Source organism: Acinetobacter calcoaceticus (assembly GCF_051947995.1).
In the GTDB taxonomy this organism is placed as follows: Bacteria; Pseudomonadota; Gammaproteobacteria; order Pseudomonadales; family Moraxellaceae; genus Acinetobacter.
On the sequence record NZ_JBLVVH010000002.1, the window covers coordinates 160,615 to 180,888 of the forward strand.

At 44.0% G+C, this 20,274-nt stretch carries 20 protein-coding genes; 8 read left to right on the forward strand and 12 right to left on the reverse strand.

Annotated elements, in window-relative coordinates; genetic code table 11:
- The first annotated feature begins 66 nt into the window (after window positions 1-66).
- The gene (locus ACNQO6_RS03850; RefSeq protein WP_343579966.1) at window positions 67-645 is read left to right on the forward strand and encodes a hypothetical protein; all 579 of its coding nucleotides are present in this window, start codon (window positions 67-69) and stop codon (window positions 643-645) included.
- A gap of 46 nt (window positions 646-691) precedes the next feature.
- On the forward strand, window positions 692-1,771 hold the full coding sequence (leuB, locus tag ACNQO6_RS03855) for a 3-isopropylmalate dehydrogenase (RefSeq protein WP_343579967.1): 1,080 nt from the start codon (window positions 692-694) through the stop codon (window positions 1,769-1,771).
- 51 nt (window positions 1,772-1,822) lie between these two features.
- On the opposite strand, the gene ACNQO6_RS03860 is transcribed toward leuB, so the two are convergent.
- Window positions 1,823-2,233 (reverse strand): hypothetical protein, encoded by a 411-nt coding sequence (locus ACNQO6_RS03860; RefSeq protein ID WP_343579968.1) that lies wholly within the window; start codon window positions 2,231-2,233, stop codon window positions 1,823-1,825.
- A gap of 151 nt (window positions 2,234-2,384) precedes the next feature.
- Here ACNQO6_RS03860 and ACNQO6_RS03865 point away from each other — a divergent pair, with 151 nt between their 5' ends.
- Window positions 2,385-2,756: a lysozyme inhibitor LprI family protein gene (locus ACNQO6_RS03865; RefSeq protein ID WP_440208152.1), complete on the forward strand. Its 372-nt coding sequence runs from the start codon at window positions 2,385-2,387 to the stop codon at window positions 2,754-2,756.
- A gap of 63 nt (window positions 2,757-2,819) precedes the next feature.
- On the opposite strand, the gene infA is transcribed toward ACNQO6_RS03865, so the two are convergent.
- Window positions 2,820-3,041: a translation initiation factor IF-1 gene (gene infA, locus ACNQO6_RS03870; RefSeq protein ID WP_001284370.1), complete on the reverse strand. Its 222-nt coding sequence runs from the start codon at window positions 3,039-3,041 to the stop codon at window positions 2,820-2,822.
- Between the two features lie 230 nt (window positions 3,042-3,271).
- Here infA and ACNQO6_RS03875 point away from each other — a divergent pair, with 230 nt between their 5' ends.
- Window positions 3,272-4,279 carry an AraC family transcriptional regulator gene (locus ACNQO6_RS03875; protein ID WP_440208153.1) on the forward strand — a complete coding sequence of 336 codons (1,008 nt, stop codon included), beginning with the start codon at window positions 3,272-3,274 and terminating at the stop codon, window positions 4,277-4,279.
- 67 nt (window positions 4,280-4,346) lie between these two features.
- Here ACNQO6_RS03875 and truA read toward each other — a convergent pair whose 3' ends face one another.
- The 5 genes from truA to asd form a co-directional block, all read right to left on the reverse strand.
- A complete protein-coding gene (truA, locus tag ACNQO6_RS03880) occupies window positions 4,347-5,144 on the reverse strand; it encodes a tRNA pseudouridine(38-40) synthase TruA (RefSeq protein ID WP_440208154.1) in 798 nt (265 codons plus the stop codon).
- A 15-nt stretch (window positions 5,145-5,159) separates the two neighbouring features.
- A complete protein-coding gene (locus tag ACNQO6_RS03885) occupies window positions 5,160-6,128 on the reverse strand; it encodes an asparaginase domain-containing protein (RefSeq protein WP_440208155.1) in 969 nt (322 codons plus the stop codon).
- 44 nt (window positions 6,129-6,172) lie between these two features.
- A complete protein-coding gene (locus tag ACNQO6_RS03890; protein ID WP_440208156.1) occupies window positions 6,173-7,414 on the reverse strand; it encodes a FimV domain-containing protein in 1,242 nt (413 codons plus the stop codon).
- Window positions 7,415-7,475: 61 nt separating this feature from the next.
- Entirely contained in the window at window positions 7,476-8,939 is a 1,464-nt protein-coding gene (locus tag ACNQO6_RS03895) for a FimV domain-containing protein (protein ID WP_440208157.1), read from the reverse strand.
- Between the two features lie 141 nt (window positions 8,940-9,080).
- Complete coding sequence (asd, locus tag ACNQO6_RS03900) at window positions 9,081-10,199, reverse strand: aspartate-semialdehyde dehydrogenase (protein WP_032876148.1); 1,119 nt, start codon at window positions 10,197-10,199, stop codon at window positions 9,081-9,083.
- A 188-nt stretch (window positions 10,200-10,387) separates the two neighbouring features.
- Here asd and ACNQO6_RS03905 point away from each other — a divergent pair, with 188 nt between their 5' ends.
- Window positions 10,388-11,497 (forward strand): endonuclease/exonuclease/phosphatase family protein, encoded by a 1,110-nt coding sequence (locus ACNQO6_RS03905; RefSeq protein WP_440208158.1) that lies wholly within the window; start codon window positions 10,388-10,390, stop codon window positions 11,495-11,497.
- 320 nt (window positions 11,498-11,817) lie between these two features.
- Here the strand turns inward: ACNQO6_RS03905 and ACNQO6_RS03910 are convergent, their stop codons facing one another.
- The 3 genes from ACNQO6_RS03910 to ACNQO6_RS03920 are packed head-to-tail and all read right to left on the reverse strand — an operon-like array spanning window position 11,818 to window position 14,724.
- Window positions 11,818-12,549: a hypothetical protein gene (locus tag ACNQO6_RS03910; RefSeq protein ID WP_440208159.1), complete on the reverse strand. Its 732-nt coding sequence runs from the start codon at window positions 12,547-12,549 to the stop codon at window positions 11,818-11,820.
- Between the two features lie 5 nt (window positions 12,550-12,554).
- Window positions 12,555-13,433 carry a DUF6502 family protein gene (locus ACNQO6_RS03915; RefSeq protein ID WP_440208160.1) on the reverse strand — a complete coding sequence of 293 codons (879 nt, stop codon included), beginning with the start codon at window positions 13,431-13,433 and terminating at the stop codon, window positions 12,555-12,557.
- Window positions 13,434-13,482: 49 nt separating this feature from the next.
- Window positions 13,483-14,724 carry a cupin-like domain-containing protein gene (locus ACNQO6_RS03920; protein WP_440208161.1) on the reverse strand — a complete coding sequence of 414 codons (1,242 nt, stop codon included), beginning with the start codon at window positions 14,722-14,724 and terminating at the stop codon, window positions 13,483-13,485.
- Between the two features lie 134 nt (window positions 14,725-14,858).
- Here ACNQO6_RS03920 and ACNQO6_RS03925 point away from each other — a divergent pair, with 134 nt between their 5' ends.
- Entirely contained in the window at window positions 14,859-16,376 is a 1,518-nt protein-coding gene (locus tag ACNQO6_RS03925; protein WP_440208162.1) for a PT dipeptide repeat lipoprotein, read from the forward strand.
- A gap of 59 nt (window positions 16,377-16,435) precedes the next feature.
- Here the strand turns inward: ACNQO6_RS03925 and ACNQO6_RS03930 are convergent, their stop codons facing one another.
- Complete coding sequence (locus ACNQO6_RS03930; protein WP_440208163.1) at window positions 16,436-17,371, reverse strand: LpxL/LpxP family acyltransferase; 936 nt, start codon at window positions 17,369-17,371, stop codon at window positions 16,436-16,438.
- Window positions 17,372-17,498: 127 nt separating this feature from the next.
- On the opposite strand from ACNQO6_RS03930, the gene ACNQO6_RS03935 reads away from it, so the two are divergent.
- On the forward strand, window positions 17,499-18,044 hold the full coding sequence (locus ACNQO6_RS03935; protein ID WP_343579983.1) for an O-acetyl-ADP-ribose deacetylase: 546 nt from the start codon (window positions 17,499-17,501) through the stop codon (window positions 18,042-18,044).
- A 41-nt stretch (window positions 18,045-18,085) separates the two neighbouring features.
- On the opposite strand, the gene ACNQO6_RS03940 is transcribed toward ACNQO6_RS03935, so the two are convergent.
- The gene (locus ACNQO6_RS03940; RefSeq protein WP_440208164.1) at window positions 18,086-19,993 is read right to left on the reverse strand and encodes an ATP-binding cassette domain-containing protein; all 1,908 of its coding nucleotides are present in this window, start codon (window positions 19,991-19,993) and stop codon (window positions 18,086-18,088) included.
- Window positions 19,994-20,025: 32 nt separating this feature from the next.
- Here ACNQO6_RS03940 and ACNQO6_RS03945 point away from each other — a divergent pair, with 32 nt between their 5' ends.
- Window positions 20,026-20,271, forward strand: a complete 246-nt coding sequence (locus ACNQO6_RS03945) for a SlyX family protein (RefSeq protein WP_440208165.1) — start codon at window positions 20,026-20,028, stop codon at window positions 20,269-20,271.
- Window positions 20,272-20,274: the final 3 nt, after the last annotated feature.

Here is a 20,274-nt window from a genome sequence, read left to right on the forward strand (position 1 = left end):
TGTTAACATGCTAGCGACTAATTTTTTGCTTACATGTTAACAAGGCATGAGGACTGGGCTTGAATAATGAGAAGAAGACTCGCTCGCAGTATTTTACTGTGTCTATGTGTTGGTACGACTTTAACCGCGTGTCAAAATGCACCGAACGTGGTCGATCAGGTTCGTATTGCACAGAATACGCTGGAAAGTAAAGCGGACAATACGACTTTATATTGTTCAGGCGTTGAGAATTGTGAGTTTGAACGAATTGGTAATATTGCAGTGATTGATGCAAAGACCCACCGGATCAGCCAGCAGGCGATGGAGCAGGGGATTGTTCGATTACATGGCTCGGTATTCAGCCGGAAACAGCAGGTGTATTTAAGTGTGCCTGCCAAGCAATATGAAGTGGTCATTCGTTTCTACCCTATTTCTCCTGATCGTGCAGAAACTTTCCATGTCATTCATGCGTTCAAACCGCATGTGCGCTATACCTTTAAAATGTATCGAGACAGAACACATCGCTCATCAGGCAGTTTACTCAAGGTATCTGTACCTGATCCGCTATGTGTAGATTTACAGCAAGAGCAACATACCATTCGCCGTTTCTGCCGTCCTTTTGATGTCAGTACAGGTCTAGGTGAGTTTGTTGAGAAAAAGGTTTAATCGGCTCGCAGTATCAAAACTGCTTATATGAAAACTGGAAAAGTAGATGTCTAAACATATTTTAATTTTAGCGGGTGATGGCATTGGTCCTGAAATCGTAGCTGCAGCAGAACAGGTTTTAACCAAGGTCAATGATAAATTTAATCTAGGTTTGACATGGGAACATGGTTTACTGGGGGGCTCTGCCATTGATGCATATGGTGAGCCGTATCCAGCTGTGACCAGTGAACAGGCAAAAAAAGCTGATGCCATTTTACTGGGGGCCGTGGGTGGTCCTAAATGGGACACAATCGAGCGTTCAATCCGTCCAGAACGTGGTTTATTGAAAATCCGTAGTGAATTAAATTTATTCGCCAACCTTCGGCCAGCCATTTTATATCCGCAATTGGCAGATGCCTCGAGTTTGAAGCCAGAAATTGTTGCAGGTCTGGATATTTTGATTGTTCGTGAATTAACGGGCGGGATCTATTTTGGTCAGCCGCGTGGTATTCGTGAACTCGAAAATGGGGAAAAACAAGGCTATAACACTGACGTTTACGCTGAAAGCGAAATCAAGCGTATTGCTAAAGTTGCTTTTGAACTGGCTGGATTACGTGGTGGCAAAGTATGTTCGGTCGATAAAGCTAACGTACTTGAAGTGACTGAGTTGTGGAAGCAAACGGTGACTGATTTACAGCAAGCCCAATATTCAAATATCCAGTTATCGCACATGTATGTCGATAACGCCGCGATGCAACTGGTGCGTGCACCAAAGCAATTTGATGTCATCGTCACTGGTAACCTGTTTGGCGATATCCTGTCTGACGAAGCAGCAATGTTGACGGGATCAATCGGCATGTTGCCTTCGGCTTCTTTAGATGAAAATGGCAAAGGCATGTATGAACCTTGCCATGGCTCTGCACCTGATATCGCAGGACAGAATATTGCCAATCCATTGGCAACGGTACTGTCAGTGGCGATGATGTTGCGTTATACCTTCCGCGAAGAAGCGGCTGCTAAGGCAATTGAAGATGCGGTCGGTCAGGTACTGGATCAAGGTTTACGTACTGCTGACATCATGTCTGAAGGCATGACCAAAGTGGGTACAGATGCGATGGGTGCAGCGGTTGTTACTGCGCTGAACTAAGCGGTATCGAAAGTAAAAACGCAGCAATGGCTGCGTTTTTTTATGGGGTATTTAACAGGCCTTACCTTCATAACGGATAGCACGGGCGATTTGCTGCTGATCCAGCTCGAAAATAATATGACAGTAGAAATTCACATCATATGATTGCTGACTGGTCGAGATCGAACCTAAACGTACCGAACCACTCATCGGCGAGCTTGGATCTCCATAGGCCTGTGCAACGGGGACCGGGATATTGATGGGGCGAAGTACAGTAAAAACCAAACTTTCTTTGCTTCGCTGGGGTTGCTTTAAGGTCTGGAAGCCCAGGCTTCGCAAGTTCAGGTTTTGCTGGATCTGATCGGCAGATTGGCCAATATAGGGCTGTAAATAGTCTTGCAGCTGGACGGATTGCCATCCTGAGGTTGCACATCCTGATAAGCCCAGCATAAAAGCGGTCAGAGAGTGTTTATAATTTGCCATGTTATTTTCCTGAATGATTTGGCATCCTTTCTCTTCTCATCATAGCGTGAATAAAGACAAAAATGTACAAACTTGTCTACTTTTGGGTAATATTAAACAACATCAAAATATGCTTAGATGGGCCCGAGAGTTAAAAGATGTGGAAAGTTTGATGCACAGGTTAATATTCGGATTGATGAGTAGTGTGATGGCGACACTAAGTTATGCGGATAATTGTGATAAGACACGTAGTGGTTATGATGACGTTTACTGTACCAATAAAATTTATGTGAGTGCTGATACGGATTTGAATAAAAACTATCAGTTATTACGTAAATACCTGAATGATACCCAACAAAAAATTTTGAAGAAATCCCAGCTGGCATGGATTCGTTATCGTGATGTTGAATGTAGTGAAGACTTGCAAAGCATGGCGAATATTCAATGCCGTTTAAGCATGACCCAAGAGCGTAACAACTGGCTACAAGAACGTCTTCGTGAGTGCGAAGCGGGCGCATGTAAAACCACACGTCTAAGTGAGTAAACCAATCCCGGGATATAAAAAAAGCCACATCAAATGTGGCTTTTTTGCATTCACTAATCTGACTTAGCGTGCACGATAAGTGATACGACCCTTGGTTAAATCATAAGGTGTCATTTCAACTTTTACACTGTCACCTGTCAAAATACGAATATAGTGTTTACGCATTTTACCAGAAATGTGAGCAATAACTTCGTGACCGTTTTCTAAACGTACACGGAACATCGTATTAGGAAGCGTTTCGGTGACAACGCCTTCGAACTCAATGAGTTCCTCTTTATTGGCCATAGCCTACCTGATGATCAAATTGGGAAGGCGCAAATTATAGTCAATTTATTTAAAATTTACAAGATCAAGTCGCAGCAAGGCTGTCAGTTATTAACCGAAAGAAACTGTCAGACAATTTAGGATTTTTTTTAACAAAATAAGCAGAATATTGTTGTCAGTTTGGTCAATCAACGTTAATCTAAAATTGTTGTTCATTGTCATAATAACGTATCTACAGGGAAGGGCACTGCGTGGGTCAGCTAACAGATGCATCAGTTGTATTGCGCTTTGGTTATCAGGCAATTCGTAAAGCAGGATTACCAACCGAAGAGATTTTAACAAAAGCCGGCGTGGCGCTAAATCAGGTTGATACCAATGCGAGAACGCCACTGAGTGCACAAAATGCCTTCTGGATTGCTGCACAGGACGTGAGCAAGGATCCGGATATTGGATTACATCTCGGTGAGCATTTACCTTTATATCGTGGTCAGGTGATTGAACACCTTTTTATCAGTAGTGAAACTTTTGGCGAAGGATTAAAGCGCGCTTTAGCCTACCAGCGCCTGATTAGTGATGCCTTTGATGCCAAGCTGATTATTGAAGATGGCCGCTGCTATTTGACCAATGGTGAACAGTTCTGGCCGGATAATTTGGTCAATCGCCATTTTTCCGAATGTGCCATGTCGGGCATTTTACGTTTCTTTAAATTTATTACCGAAGGGCAGTTTGAGCCAATCTACATTGATTTTAATTTCAGTGAAGGCGCTACTGATGATGAATATTTCAGGGTCTATGGTTGCCCGGTCAGCTTAGGACAAAAAGAAACACGTCTTTATTTTGATGCTGCAGTGCTGGACTATCCATTGTGGCAAGCTGAGCCGGAATTACTGCAATTGCATGAGCAACTGGCGATTGAAAAATTACAGGAGCTGGCGCGATACGATCTGGTTGGAGAAGTGCGCCGTGCCATTGGCTCGACCTTGGAAAGTGGAGAAACGACACTGGAAACGGTTGCTGCACAATTGAATATCACACCGCGTCGCTTAAGAACGCAATTGAGTGAAGCCAATACCAGCTTCCAGCAAATTCTTTCAGACTATCGCTGTCGTCTGGCGAAAAAACTCTTGGCAAATACCAGTGAAAGTGTGGAACGTATTGTATATTTAACCGGTTTTTCTGAGCCTAGTACGTTCTATCGTGCGTTTAAACGCTGGACCAATGAAACACCTGTTGAATATCGTAAGCGTAAACAGCGTTAATCTTGTTTAGATAAAAAAAGCCTGGTCAAATTGATCAGGCTTTTTTTATTGGTTCATGGATTTGGAATCAATCAGGTAAATTGAGCCACTGCGGGCCTAAAGGCATCTTCGGTAATTCAAACTCATCTGGATAATAGGCCTGAATAAAATAAAGACCATCGGAAGGGGCGGTAATACCGGCAGCAGTACGATCTTCTGCGGCAAACATGGTATCGATATGGTCGATGTCATACATGCCTTGACCGATTTCAAGCAGGCAGCCCATGATGTTGCGCACCATATGATGTAAAAAACCATCTGCCTGAATGTCGAGTACCAGATAACGGCCATGCTCAAACAAGCGGCAATGTTTGACGTGACGTACCGGTTGATTCGACTGACAGGCTGCTGCACGAAAGGTTTCGAAATTATGCGTGCCTTCAAATTTGGATGCAGCCTCAATCATTTTCTGGACATCAAGCGTTTGATAAAGATGCGTGACTTGCTTGTACAGCAATGCTGGGCGAGTCGGGGCGTTATACACCACATAACGATAACGACGTGCCACCGCCTTAAAACGCGCATGGAAGTTTTCATCCATGCATTTAATCCACTGAATCGAAATATCCTTGGGCAGTTGACTGTTGGCCCCACGAATCCAGCCTTGTTCCGGACGGATCGCTTCGGTATCAAAATGCGCCACCATATTGGTTGCATGCACACCGGCATCGGTACGGCCCGCGCCATGCAACACGATCGGTTCATTGGCAATACGACTCAGTACTTTTTCAATGGTTTCCTGCACAGTGACAACGCCAGCCTGTTGGGTTTGCCAACCACGGTATTGAGTACCGCAAAATTCAATACCTATTGCATAACGTTGCATGTTCTCACCTCAATATTAGTGTTGCTGCCAATGTTCGAACCACTGTTCGTGGGTCGGGTATTTTAAATACATTTGCAGGGCTTTTGCATATAAATCGGCATGGCTATGGCAATCATTGACCAAAACTTTGGCAGATTGAATCCATGAACTGACGGCATAACGTTGATCCAGCTGCCCGAAGGTGACCTGTGTGCTAATAATCGGCAGACATTGCTGCTGATAAAGCGTTTCGAATAACCCAAGGATTTCATCATTGACGGCAATATTGCCTGTTCCGAAACCTTGTAAAACCAGAAAATTGGGTGGCGCAAGCGCAAGATTTTTTAACTGCGTGACCAGTTGTTCTTTGGCAATCGGCTGTAACATCAGGTTGAGTATGTTCAGTTGCGCTGCTTTTTCGATATGTTGATTGTGGATCAAAAAATCATCGGCCGTGGTCTGGCAATTTTGCTCTGCCTTGATTCCGACAAAAGCATCTAGCTCGGTGGTATGTGCTTTTAGCGTGGTTTGGGCATGGAAGATTTGTTGATGAAAGGCCAGATAAACTCCGCTTGGTAGACTCAATACCTGCTCTAGGGCCAGGTATAAATTGCCGATGGCATCGGTAAATTCACGGGTATCGTTGCCTTCAATATTCAGTAATGGGTATTGACTGCCGGTAATAATGGCATGGCAAGAATGGCCTAAGAAGCGTGCCAGTGTGGCTGCCGCATAACTGAGCGTATCGGTTCCGTGAATAATCACGAAATGCTGGAAGCCATTCAGTTGGAGTTGCTGGATTTGTTGGACCAGTTGCAGCCAGTCGGATGCTGTGCAGGCGCTGCTATCTTTAATACTGGGTGCAGCGAAGCATTCGACCTGTAAATGCGGTGGGATCACCTTGCCGAGTAGCGGTAAAAAGTCCTGTTCCGGCATTGGCATTAACGGTTCGCCAATACAGCCAAAAGTCCCACCCATATAGATTAAAGCGATTTTTTTCATCATAAAAAAAGCAGTCTTAGAGACTGCTTATATTAGACTGATCAAATTCAGGAAGCTATTTTATTCAGTAAAATTTCTGAACGTTGTTGTTGCTCTGCATTCAATGTTGACGTGTTTTTTAACAGTTCACGGGCAGATTGATAAGCGCCAAGTTCAATATACTGTTCAGCCAGTTCCAGATTTAACTGTGCTTCATCCAGTTGTTGCAAATCCGGGAAGGATTGTACCAGTGGATCATGACTTGCTGATGTTTGAGCTGGTGCTGGTGTAAATTCAACTTTAGGTTCAGCAACAGGTGCGGGCGCTACAGTGTCAAATGAAAATTCAGTCTTTTCAATCGGGGCTTTTTCTTCAACTTGCGCTTGAGACGGTTCAAAACTGAAATCAAGGCCTGGTACTGTTTCTGTACTTTGCTGTTTAGCTTCAGGCTGATTTGGAACAACGTCTAAATCCGCAAAGTTAAAGTCTAATTCAGGTTTAGTGTCTTCAACTTTGGCTTGTTCAGTCTGCGCTGGGGTGGAATCCAGATCAAAAGAAAACTCAAGCGGCTGCTGCTGTTTTGCTTCAGGTGTTTCAACAGGTGTAGGGGCGGGCTCAACCGTTTCCTTTTGTTCAAACGAAAAGTTGAAATCTAGAGGCTGTACTTCAGGCGCTGGTTCTACAGGTTTGGCTTCTTCTGCAGGCGCGTTATATTGAGATTGTAAATCATCAAAAGACTGTGCTGCAGGTGTTTGCACCAACGCATCAAAATCAGCACTATTGTTTTGAGCGACGGGTTCAGCTGCTGTAGGTGTCTGATGAAAACTGGTCGAGTTAAATTCGATTGAATCTGGCTGTTTATTCTGTAGATATTCACGATGTTTGATTTCTGCGGCTTGTGCAATATCTTCAAGTTTGAGTGCATGCACGTGTTTGATCAGTTGATCAATTGCAAAATCATCTTTCTGTTTGAGATGAATCTCCAGCAAAAACAGATACAGCTCATGTTGAGAGTTATCTTGTTTCAAAGACTGATTGATTTGTGCTTCAGCGGCTTGAAAATTACCACTTTGAATGTTTCTTTCAAGCTGTTGGCGCAGGCTTTCAGAAATTGCAGTGCTAACTTGAGGGGCAAGTTCCTGTTCTTCCCGAACGAGCGTTGTACGTGAAGCGGTTTTGGTCGCAGCCTTTTTCGGTGTTTTCGCTGTACCTTTTTTTGGTGCAGCATTGGCCTGATTACTTTCACGTTTTTTTAAAAAGATCGCCACCACCAGCACAATGACCAGTAGTACAATGATGATATTTGACATGATCTTTACCCCTTAAAGATAGCGCCGCTTTTATGCAAATTTATGAGAATATTCTCGTCACCTAGCGTGTTGACTTTTTAGTTTCCTGCTGTGCTTTCAACTGATCCTGTAACTCGGCGAGCCGGGCATTTAACAGCTGAATACGTTGTTCCTTTTGATGCAGTGCCAGTTCTAACTGGGTGACGTTTCTTTGTAATGTAACGGTTTTTTCTCGTGCTGTCATAACTTTTAATGACAAGTCTGCACTGGTTTTTTGTTGTAATGTGTCTTTTTTGGCACTTCCCGTACTTGAATCTTGATGACTTTCAGCAACTAAGGACATTTCTGCTTGTTGCAAGCGATATTTTGCTTTGGCTGTTGCAGCGCGTTGAGTTTGGGCTGCAATCTGATTGATATTTTTAGGCTGCGGTGTAGCTGTGGCGCTGACATTAAAATTCAAATGTGAGCCTTGTCTGAGCCGGTTTGCATTGCCGCCAATAAAAGCATGCTCATTTTGTGCCTTGATTTGATGCATTACCTGGGCAACAGGCTGTTGGGTTTGTCCTGCGATGCGTTGTGCAATACTCCATAGCGATTCATTGCGCTGTACCACATGTTGTTGTGCAGTCTCCGTAGATGGCATTGACGTATTCTGCACAGGTACTTTTTGCTTGACCGGTGTGGAACGTTCTTTGGCCTGATATTGTGCTTTGGTTTTCTTTGCATCTTCAACAGCCTTTAAGGCCGTATTTTTGAGCTCATTTTCCGGTTGAACTGTAGATGTTGCGACTGAAGATGCTTGGGCTGTTTGAACATTGTCCTGTTTAAGAGCAGTAGCTTCGGCTGCTTTCTCTGCTTTAGTTTCTATATTCGGTACGGTTTGCTGCTGTGGTGCTGCTACAGAGGGTTCTGCATTGACAGGCGTGGCAACTGATATTACGGCTGCATTGATCGGTTCAGAAGCGGATTGTTTTTTTAATGCAGGTGGTAAGGCAAAAGGGGCATTTAGCAGGGTTTCCTGTTTAACCGCAGTTTTGGTATTGCTGTTTGCAACATTGAAACGGGTACTCTCAGGCAGGTTTAAGGCAATATCTTTTTCACTGACAATAAATTTGGGTGTCAGTGATTTTTCATTATTACTTTTTGCGCTGAGCGGAGGCTTTGCTGCCTGGCGCATGGATTGTCGAATATGCTTTAAATGAGAAGCACCACCTTCCTGTATTTTTATAATGATATTCAATTCAGCATCGGTCATTGGTCGGGAAGAGGTGATGACAATGACACCTTCGCCCTGATTATTACGGCGTGTAAAGAAGTTCAGATTTGAAGGCGGCTGATGGGCGGCGCCAATCATCAATAAGTCTTCCGGTGTTGCCAGACTCACATCAAATTTCGAGTTGAGATCTGCTTGATGGAAACTCATTTCAGCATACAGTAACTCACCTGGCGCAGACTGGATTTGCAGTGGATCAAGTGTAATGGCATAAAGATGTTGCGAAGAAATTATGGTTAAAATGGCAATTTTTAATTTGTTATAAACAGTCATCTCGATCCATGAAAAAGTGATGTGATGGTCAGAAAAAAGTATACATTACCGTGATGTAAATGAATTGTAAATTCTTCATTATTCATCGACATAAAAAAGCCGATCAAATGTGATCGGCTTTTGATTTTTCGGGATTTTTGCTTAAGCGTTCTTGTATTCAACCAGAATACGAAGCATACGACGCAACGGCTCTGCAGCGCCCCAGAGTAACTGGTCACCAACCGTGAATGCACCGAGATATTCTTTACCCATATTCAGCTTGCGTAAACGGCCGACTGGCACAGTTAAAGTCCCTGTGACTGCAACTGGGGTAAGATCAGTCATGGACGCTTCACGAGTATTCGGAACCACTTTTGCCCATTGGCTCGAGTTGCGAATCATATCTTCGATCTCGTCCAGTGCCACATCTTTTTTCAGTTTCAAGGTAATCGCTTGAGAGTGACAACGCATCGCACCGATACGGACACAGTGTCCATCGATCGGAACGATCTGCTGGTTACCGAGGATCTTGTTGGTTTCAACCTGACCTTTCCATTCTTCTTTTGATTGACCACTTTCGAGCTGTTTGTCGATATATGGAATCAAAGACCCTGCCAATGGCACGCCGAAGTTTGCTTTCGGGAAGCCTTCGCCACGTTGCAAGTCAGCAATTTGACGATCAATATCAAGAATTGCAGATTTAGGATCATCCAGTAATTCTTTGGTGTTGTTATACAGATAGCCCATACCGGTGATCAGTTCACGCATGTTTTGCGCGCCTGCACCCGATGCTGCCTGATACGTCATTGATGTTGCCCACTCCACCAGATTGTTCTGGAACAATGAACCTAAGCCCATCAACATCAGTGAAACCGTACAGTTACCGCCAACGAAAGTTTTAGTGCCATTCACTAAACCATCTTTGATCACGTTCAAGTTCACTGGATCAAGAACGATGATTGCATCATCCGCCATACGCAAGGTAGACGCTGCATCAATCCAGTAGCCATCCCAACCTTCAGCTTTGAGTTTCGGGAAAACTTCAGATGTGTAATCACCACCTTGGCAGGTTAAAATGACATCCATTTGCTTCAGACTGTTAATGTCCGTTGCATCCATAAGTGCTGGGGCAGTCTTACCGCCAAATGCAGGCGCTTCACCACCTGCATTACTGGTAGAGAAATAGAATGGCTCAATATGAGCAAAATCATTCTCTTCAACCATACGTTGCATCAGGACAGAACCCACCATCCCACGCCAACCGACCAGACCTACTTTCATGTCATTGTGCCTCGGTATGTAAAAAAATTAAAAGGGGTTTGAGTGTATCAAAAGCGTCCACAACTGCAAGCTTTAGCGAACTAAAACAGTCAGTTTATTGAGTGGAATATCTTGTTTATATTAGAGAGAAAATTGATAAAGCGACAGCTTTATTGTAAATCTATGCTATCCCTAAGAGAAAAATGAACATGATGTGGATTCAGATTTGCGCAGCAGTGGTGATATGGCTTTCATTTTGGTCATTAATCCCGAGAGATGAATGGTGGATCCGGGGTGCTGATTTTCCCAGATTACAGATCTTGGCATTGGGGATTGTGACTGCTGGTGTAATGTTATTTGGACTGTCGGACTGGACCTTAAGCACTGAGCTGTTTTTTCTAGGGTTGGTGGCCGCAGTGGCTTATCAGCTCAAAATGGTACTGCCTTATACACCATTATGGAAAAAACAGGTTCAAAAAGTAAAGCCATCGCAACGCAATCCGGAACAGCAAATTTCGCTGCTGATTGCGAATGTACTGACTCCTAATCATCAATATCATCTCTTGCTTGAGCATATTGAAAAACTAAAACCTGATGTAGTGCTGACGCTTGAATCCAATGCCGCATGGCAACAAGCTTTAAGCAAAATTGAAGCAGATTATCCTTTTCGGGTACCCGTACCCTTAGAAAATCTATACGGAATGCACCTGTATAGCCGTTTGCCGTTAAATGATACCGACGTTAAGTTCATCTTAAGTGATGAAATCCCTTCAATTCATACCTGCCTGACCTTGAAGTCGGGGGTGCAGGTCCAGTTATATTGTTTACACCCTAAACCGCCAAGTCCTACCGAGGCGAAGGACTCAACTTTACGAGATGCTGAACTCTTGATCGTCGGCGATCAAATTAAAGATCTCGATCAGAGCTGCATTGTAATGGGTGATCTGAATGATGTAGCGTGGTCGCGAACAACGCGTTTATTCCAGCGTATTAGCGGTTTACTTGATCCACGGGTTGGGCGCTATTTTATGAATACCTTCCATGCCGACTATCCTTTACTGCGCTGGTCCCTAGACCACATCTTTCATAGTACGGATTTTGGTTTGGTCAAGATGAAACGTTTATCCCATATCGGTTCAGATCATTTTCCGATTTATGTGGTTTTACAAACGGACCGTCTGTTTGAGCAACAACAGCAATCTTTGCAACAGACTGCGGAAGATGAACAGGAAGCCCAAAAGGCCATACAGGAAGGCATAGAGAAAGCAGAGGAAGAGGAGAAAGAGGTGACTGATCCTTTGGCGCAACCGCATAAATAGTGAGCTGCGACATTGTAGAGCAGGCGGTTCATGCAAACGACAGAGCTGAGGTAAAGTACGTGATTTTAAACTTTAACTAATTAATGTACGTTATTTCGTACATGGATTTAAGTTTGTAACGAATAGTCCCAGCACCACAAAAGATTTATTCTAAATACATCAGCACAAGGATGCAGGAATGGATTTCCGATTAAGGATAAGCAGCGCTGAGATGGAACAGTCATCATGGATATGATGCATGCGATGGACGCAACCCAATAAAAATAACGTGAAAGCACAACCTCATTTGCCCGAGTTTTGCAGGATGCAAGGCTCGGGTTTTAATTTTTTATTCCTTCAGATGCTTTAGTTTTCTCTCCTGCCGCTATTTCAGTATCAGGGTGCGGTGGTTCAATACGTTCAGGGTGTTTAGGTACCGATTTTTTATAAATCGGTACCATGATCTGGGCGACCTCACATTTTTCCCATGCCGTGTCAATGTTTGGTAAGTCTGTGCCATAAACAGCGTTATAGTTGACGATCAATGGCAATTCTGTCTCGGCAAAGCTGAGATCCAGCTCATAGCGGCGGGTTTCATAAGGGCGCAAGATCTGGATTTCATCTTGATCTGTTGCGCATCTCAATGATTGGCCATGAAACATGATGGTATCGCCAACCTGAAATTCAATTGGACGGCAAAGTGGTACACGCTGATAGACATAATCGGAGGTCGTGTTAATAATTTCAATCTGTAAAGGTGCCATCGCCAAGGGCTGTAGTGAATTGACGGGGAACGGCTGTTTGGTTTCAGCATCAATAAAACGCATCGTGCGCTGTATGCCTTTACAAGTACTTTGGCTCTCTTTTGGGATCGCGATAACGTACTCATAACGTTCATCCTTATCACCGGTTGACGGATTGGAGATCCCGCCATTATTTCCACCCGGCAAGGGTTTTAGTGTTCCCGAACCACTTCCTCCCAAGCTGACATTGGCCGCAGAAAAATTTTCACCACATGCGGTCAATGCCATGGCTGAAACTAAAAAAATGCTTGGGAAAAGTATTATTTTCATTTTTATTAATCCTTAAAGAGATAAGGCACTTGCAGTTTTATCTGGCGATCGTATTGGTACACACCAAAACGGAATTGATGGGTGGCATCTGCTTGATTATGGTCGTGTTCGCAATGATGGATGGCAGCATTTAATAATTGTTTTGCCATATCTTGCCAAAGGTCGAGACTGAGTTGGCGAAGTGCTTCTACCGACTGGACAGTTAGTCTCTCGGCATGGACGGCCTGTTCCAGATGAGTAAACGGTTTTTCACTGATAAAGTTATCTATTCCAGCCGCTAAATGGTCGGTCAGGTTGGCAGAGAAGAGCGCCTTACTTTCTTGCATTTGATTATCCGGTGTAAAGCTATTTTGTTGCAAAACCACCTGCTGGCCTTGTTGTTCAACTACACCTAAACGTTGCAGTTCAAAAAGAATTGAACGCGGATGCTTTTCGGTCGAGATATGCTTAACCAGGGCTTCAAAGCTATCTGCTTCACCAGAAACCGGAATCTGATGGGGAAGATCCAGTGCAATCCAGCGTGCAATGACGCGGGCGGGGACGCTAATGGCAAAATTGGGTGCTTCGCTGGAAGTTTGAGCGGCCTGTTGCCTAAATGCACTGACATCTTTACGGTGTAGACCGGATAATAAACTCACTGCTGAATCGGTTTTATTCTGTTGAATCCGGTCGAGTTCTGCAAGCGCCTGTTCATAAAAGATCGGTTTCAAGGCAGCAACAAAGTCGGTATAACCTACCCCAGAATGAATCAACCAGCGCGCAATATGCTGCATCATTGGAAAAATGCTTTCCAAGGTGGTTTCTGCCTGCTGGGCAATGATGCCCTGGGTATTGTCGGCAGATAATTCGTTTTCGGTCATGACCGGATGGGTTGGTTTTACCATTAAAGCACCTGAAAAGTTGAAGCAGGATCAGTCATTGACTGATCCGGTCTTAGCTATAGCTGGACGTGGGAAAAGATTCAGCGCCACTATTGTCGATATTAAAATGAGTAAATGACACACTGATGGAGATATCCAGGCTCTCGACACAATGCCACCAGCCGAGAGGAATAAATAAAGCCTCACCCGGTTCTAGTATGCACTCGATTTTGCTGCTTAAGGCAAAGTCTGGAAATGATTCTGTTATATCGGGTTGATAAGGATTGGCAACTTTGCTGAATACTGCGACATCATTATATAAATTGGCGACTTGTAGTGCCGGAATTAAGGTGACTTTTTTACGGCCATAGATTTGAACCAGAATATTATTGGTCAAATCATGGTGGAGAGGGGTAAATGCGCCTTTGGGCCCAAACCAGATAAAGCTACGGTCATAGACCTGACGATGATCTGTATAACCATGGAAATGATCAATATCCTGAAATAATGCGGCTAAACTGGTCTGGCTGGCTTTGGCATTATTGGCCGTCATGTAAAAATTATTCGAGTGTGAGGTATGTTCAATTAAATCGACAAATTCCCGCATGAACATCTTGGTTTTATGTTGCACCGAGTTGCGTTCAAATAAGGGATCCTGTTCACGGTTGAACTGCACTTCAATTTCCTGATTTCCAACCGTTTTTTTGAAATACTGCGGTGACCACTTGCGTAAAGCAGGCCAATGGTCGATTGAACCTGTGAGCACAACAGGTAAGTTACGGCTGTAATAGGCTTGAAGAAATTGCTCGAATGAGGGGAGTGCGATACGGCTCAGAGACTGATAATCAGGATTTAAACGGGCAAAATGGTCGAGCGTGCGGAGCAACCAGTTTCTTTTCTGCACTAAAAAGTGCTGTTCTTGAGCGATTTGAAAATAAGGATGCTGCTTTAACTGCACCAGCTCAAGGGCGATATCAATTTCACTTAAGCCCTGTTGTTGCAAGCTTTGATAAATATAGGTTTGATCTGATCCATTCAACACCGCCTGTGCAAGCCATTTTTTTTGCTGGGGATTAAAAGCGCTGCTCAGTTGCTCCTGTTTTTCTAATGCGATCTGTTCGAGTTGATGATAATGCGGTGATTCTAGCGGTGCTTGAGGCGCAACGTTTTTGTCCAGATCAATTAAGCCTTCACGTCGCAGAATCCTGACGAGATCATTGGGATGACAGCCGCGTTCTAAATTTTCTTCTAGCCAGTGTTGCCATTCTTGAGGTAAGGCATTGAGTTGTCTGGCTAAGTTTTCTTGTGTGTCCATACATTCAGCCCATCAATAAATTATTTTTGACCTTTCGTTATTAATTTACGCACAAATATATTTGCACTCAAGCAAAAAAGTGTTAAATTTTCACATCTATAAATATGTGAAAAAATCACACAGAGGGTAGAATAATGAAAAATATATGGACACAATTCGCACTGAGCATGACTTGTGCAGTACTAGTCGGCTGTGGCTCGGATCATGATTCCGATTCCACACCGACTCCAACGCCGACTCCGACTCCAACGCCTACACCGACTCCAACACCAACGCCGACACCAACTCCAACCCCAGTCGTGGCTGACCGCTTTGTTGGTTCTTGGTTAAGCGGCTTTTGTTATGAAGGCGCACGAACAAACTTAACTGTGTATAAAACGTCAGATAATAGTGTTCGCTTTACCACTGAAAAACGTCAGTTTGAAAAAGAAGATTGTACTGGGGCTGTGATCAAAACCTATAGTGTAGCTTCGGATGATGCTTTGCTTACCGAGATTGCCGCGACAGAAAGCAGTGGTACAACTACAGCAAACCGGGTGAAATATATTGATCGATATCGTCCGAATGGTATTGCTGCCGCCTATGGCTTTAAAGGTGAGGGGATGTGTGATGTACCCGCAACGGCAACCATCAAGGATATTCAAGCTTATATGGATGGGATTGATCCATCGAGGGCCGTAACCTGCTATACCCGTACCAATGTTGAGGGCTATAGCTTATTTAAACCGACTGTAAAAAAAGCCACCGCAAGCTATCGCCTGTTAGACAACCAGAGCTCTCTCGAGAATTTCCTGGCGCAAGCTAATGAGCAGGGACGTCAGGGCTTTGCCTTGGTCAGTCACTCTCTGGATGTAAAAAAGCCCAATAGTGATTTCCCTGAGCCTAAGAATTTATATATTAAAAATAATGCTTCGACCGATAGCTATAGCTATAAAATCGCTGATGTCACCACCAATGTAGTGGCCAACATTTATCTGTTCTGGCTGGCTGAAATTAAAAAACAAGGCGTTGCAGGCTTCGTGTATAAGTCATCTCTGGGTGAGTCACCACGTGATACTTATAAATATTTATTTGTTAAAAATGACAAGAAGCCCGCGACTTATAGTTATGACAACCGGTTCTTGACCGATACCAGCCGCGCTAATATCCTGGCAGTATTTAACCAGCTTGGGGCTCAGGGCTGTAAGTTAATTTATGCGGGCAGTACCTTTACCTATAACGGTACAACCAATGGCACGTTTTATGTACCCACCTGTGTAAACAGCAGTACTCATAACGGTACTTATAGTTATCGCTATTTTGAAATGCCAAAAACAGAAGCAGGATTCTATGATGACAATCCAACCAAGCTAGACCTGTTACTCAAACAGCAGGCCGCGGAAGGTTATCACCTGATTGATAAGGATAATACGATTAAATTCTATAACACCAAAGGCTATTTATTTGAACGTGATAGCAGCAGCACAAGCAGTATTGAATCCAAGGTCTTTAACGAAGATGCGATTTATAAACTCGATCTCGCGAGCGAAGTGCAAAACCGATTACAAGATCAGGGTAATCTAGGCTGGTTTATCAATGTGAAATTAGGCTCGGTTTATAGTAACACCCCAACCTATTACGATTTAAGCTCAGGCGTGATTTTCCCGAATTAAGTCTTGTTGTTTTATTAAAGAAAGAGCCGATTCATGGATATGGATCGGCTCTTTGTCGCTTAGTAAATTTTTTCGTAGCCTTCGGCTCTGGTTTTAAAACGGCGGTGGAACCACATCCATTGCGTCGGTGCGATACGTAATTGCGCTTCAATAATCTGATTGACTCGAATCGCATCACCCACTTCATCTTCGCTTGGCATATTGTCCACAATCGGTTCAATCAGTACTTTGTATTGTGGATTACGGACATCACCGTAACGATAAAAATACAGTGGAATTGCAACCGCTTTTGAAATTTTGAGTAAACGGCGATGTGCCGTGACCGTTGCTGCGGGGACACCAAAGAAAGGGGCCATGATACCTTGTTTTAAACCGAAATCCTGGTCCGGGCTATACCAGATGGCGCCACCGTCTTTAAGGCGACGGATCAAGCCGCGCATATCATCATGATCGATCTGGTGCTGATAAATGGTGGCACGGCAACGATAAATCAGCATATCCAGCATGGGATTGTTTTGCGGACGATACACCACATCCGGCTCAAAATACTGGGCACAGATATAACCGCCGGCATCCAGCAAGGTACTGTGCGTCCCCAGTAACAGGATGCCTTTGCCTTGCTCCTTTGCTTCGGTGATATGTTCTAAGCCTTCAATGCTATGACGGCCCTTAAACCATTGCGGGCAGTACCAAGCATTCAGGGTTTCAAAAACCCCCAGCATCATATCCACAAAAACTTGCTTGGCCTGAGCTTCAACTTCCGCAGGTGACCATTCTGGAAAACAAAGTTCCAGATTCCGAAGGGTGGTTTTCCGGCGCGACTTGAGTAAATGCCAGAATAATCCCGCTAAGCCATGTGCCAAGCGCCACTGAATTGCCCACGGGAGAATGGCCAATAACATAAGAAAAAAAATGGCGATCCAGATTTTCCAATACTTGGGTAATAGAAATTCCCATTGAAATTCGCCAGGTATATAAGACTGCTTTTGACTCATAAACTTAGTAGAGAGAATAACGTTGAATTTTGGAGCAGTGTAACATGAAGTATGTTTTACAACTTTAAATGTAAGATAAAACGTAAAATGTCCCTGATATCAAGAAGGGTTTCAACAGGAGTTTGCTTTGAAAAATATAAAAATAGTCAAAGGGGATATCACGCAGCTTGCTGTAGATGCGATTGTAAATGCAGCGAATACCTCATTGCTTGGCGGTGGTGGCGTGGATGGTGCAATTCATCGAAACGGTGGTGCCGAAATCTTGGCTGAATGTCAAAACATACGGGCAAGACAGGGCGGCTGTACCATAGGTGAAGCGGTGCTGACGACTGCCGGAAAGCTACCTGCAAAATATGTCATTCATACCGTTGGCCCTACTTGGGTCGATGGACAGCACGAGGAAGCGTTATTGTTGGAAAATGCGTATCGGAACAGTTTCAGGCTTGCTGAAAATTTAAAACTCAGATCTATTGCATTTCCAAATATTTCCACTGGAATTTACCGTTTTCCTAAACAGCTGGCTGCCCAAATTGCGTTAAAAACAGTGACTGAGGAATTAAAACAGGGGCAGTTTATAGCGGAAGTCATTTTTGTATGTTTTGATGATGAGAATTTTAATATTTATCAAAAGCTGAAAGATCAATTTAGCATAGCGGGGAGTGGGTTGATTTAAGTTGAGCATCTACCCCGAACAGATAGATGCTCACTGGTTATTTAATTGCCTTTGCTGAGATTTTCTAACTCATCCCAACGTTCCAGCTTTTCTAGCAATAATTCGTCAATTTCTGCGAGACGCTGGCTGGCTTGAGTCGCTGCATTGGCATCGCTGACAAACCATGAACCATCAGCCAGTTTCTCTGATAAGGTGGCTTGTTCCGTTTCCAGGGCCTCAATCTCGGCAGGTAACTGTTCAAGCGCACGCTGATCTTTATAACTGAGTTTTACTTTCTTTGGTGCAGCAGCGATTGCAGCAGCCGCTTCAGCTTTGACTTGTGCTTTTTTCACATCACTTTTCTGATCAACGACTTTCTGGTCTGGACGTTGTTCTAGATAGTCCTGATAGCCACCGATGTATTCATCAATATTGCCTTTACCATCAAATACCCAGGTTGAGGTGACCACGTTATCCATAAAGGCACGGTCATGCGAGATCAGCAGCAAGGTGCCTTTGTATTCCGATAACATTTCTTCCAGCAACTCAAGCGTCACCATATCCAGGTCATTGGTTGGCTCATCCATCACGATCAGGTTGGATGGCTTGAGTAACAATTTTGCAAGGAGAATACGGTTGCGTTCACCACCAGAAAGCGCTTTTACCGGTGTACGCGCACGTTCTGGAGAGAATAAAAAGTCTTGTAAATAGCTATAGATATGACGGCGGTTACCATTGACATCGACAAAGTCTGAGCCTTCTGAAACGTTCGCCATTACGGTCTTTTCCAGATCAAGCGCATTACGTAACTGGTCGAAATAGGCAATTTCAAGTTGTGTACCGGTCTTGACTGAACCGCCATGTTCGATTTCACCCAGAATGGCTTTGATCAAGGTAGTTTTACCGACACCGTTGTCACCGACCAGACCGATCCGGTCGCCACGCAACACGATGGCAGAGAAATCTTTAATCAGGGCTTTGCTGTCGTAACTTACACTCAGGTTTTCAATTTCAAACACCAGCTTACCAGAGCGATTGGCCTCTTGGGTTGCCATGCTGACCTTGCCTTGTTGTGAACGACGTGCCTTAGACTGTTCACGTAAGTCTTTCAAGGCACGGACACGACCTTCGTTACGGGTACGACGTGCTTTAATACCTTGACGAATCCAGGCTTCTTCTTCAGCTAACTTTTTATCAAATAAAGCATTCTGCTTTTCTTCTGCTTCCATTTGCTGCGCTTTAAGGTCGAGATAACGTGAGTAGTTACCTTCGTAGCTACGCAAAATACCACGATCCAGCTCGACAATACGGGTTGCGATACTGTCAACAAAGGAACGGTCATGCGAGATGAACAGCAGGGTCAGGTTATTCTGATCCAGTAAGAATTTTTCGAGCCATTCGATACTTTCCACATCGAGATGGTTGGTGGGTTCGTCCAGTAACAGGACATCGGGTTGAGTCAGTAAAGCGCGCGCCAACAGTACGCGACGTTTACGTCCGCCTGATAAATCTGCCAAGTCAGCATTCGGATCAAGTCCCATTTTACTGAGAATCGAGTTGACCTTGTTTTCTAAGGCCCAGCCATCAAGCTGATCCAGTTTATGCTGCAGCATACCCATACGGTCACAGGCTTCCATATCGCCCAGTACGCAGGCATCGCTGGCTTCATGATATTCTTTTAAGACATTGGCAGCTTCGCCTGCACCTTCGGCAACGATATCCGCAACTTTACCTGAGTCCATTGGGACATCTTGGGCTAACATGGATACCGTTAAACCGTTTTGAATGGAAACTTCGCCGTTATCCGGTAACAGGCTTCCCTCAATCAGTTTTAATAAAGTAGACTTACCTTCGCCATTACGACCAATTAAACAGACTCGTTCGCCACGTTCCAGGTTAAAGTTCGCGCCGTCGAGTAAGGCAGGTCCGCCAAATGCGAGATGGACATCCCTTAAAGTAATATAGGCCATAATGTTTCCTAAAAGTTCAGATGAGGTCTGAAATGACTAAACCACAAAAATTTGATGATCACGCGTCATTTTCCGCACCCATTGAAGATTTGCAAGTCCGAATTGCATTTTTAGATGATTTAGTTGAACAATTGAATCAACAACTGGCAATTCAGACCCAAGAAATTGCCGATCTAAAAAAACAGATGCAACTTTTATATCGTCGGGTTGAATCGTCGGATTTATCGGAAGGAATTGCAGCTTTTGATCCGATAAATGATAAACCACCGCATTATTAATAA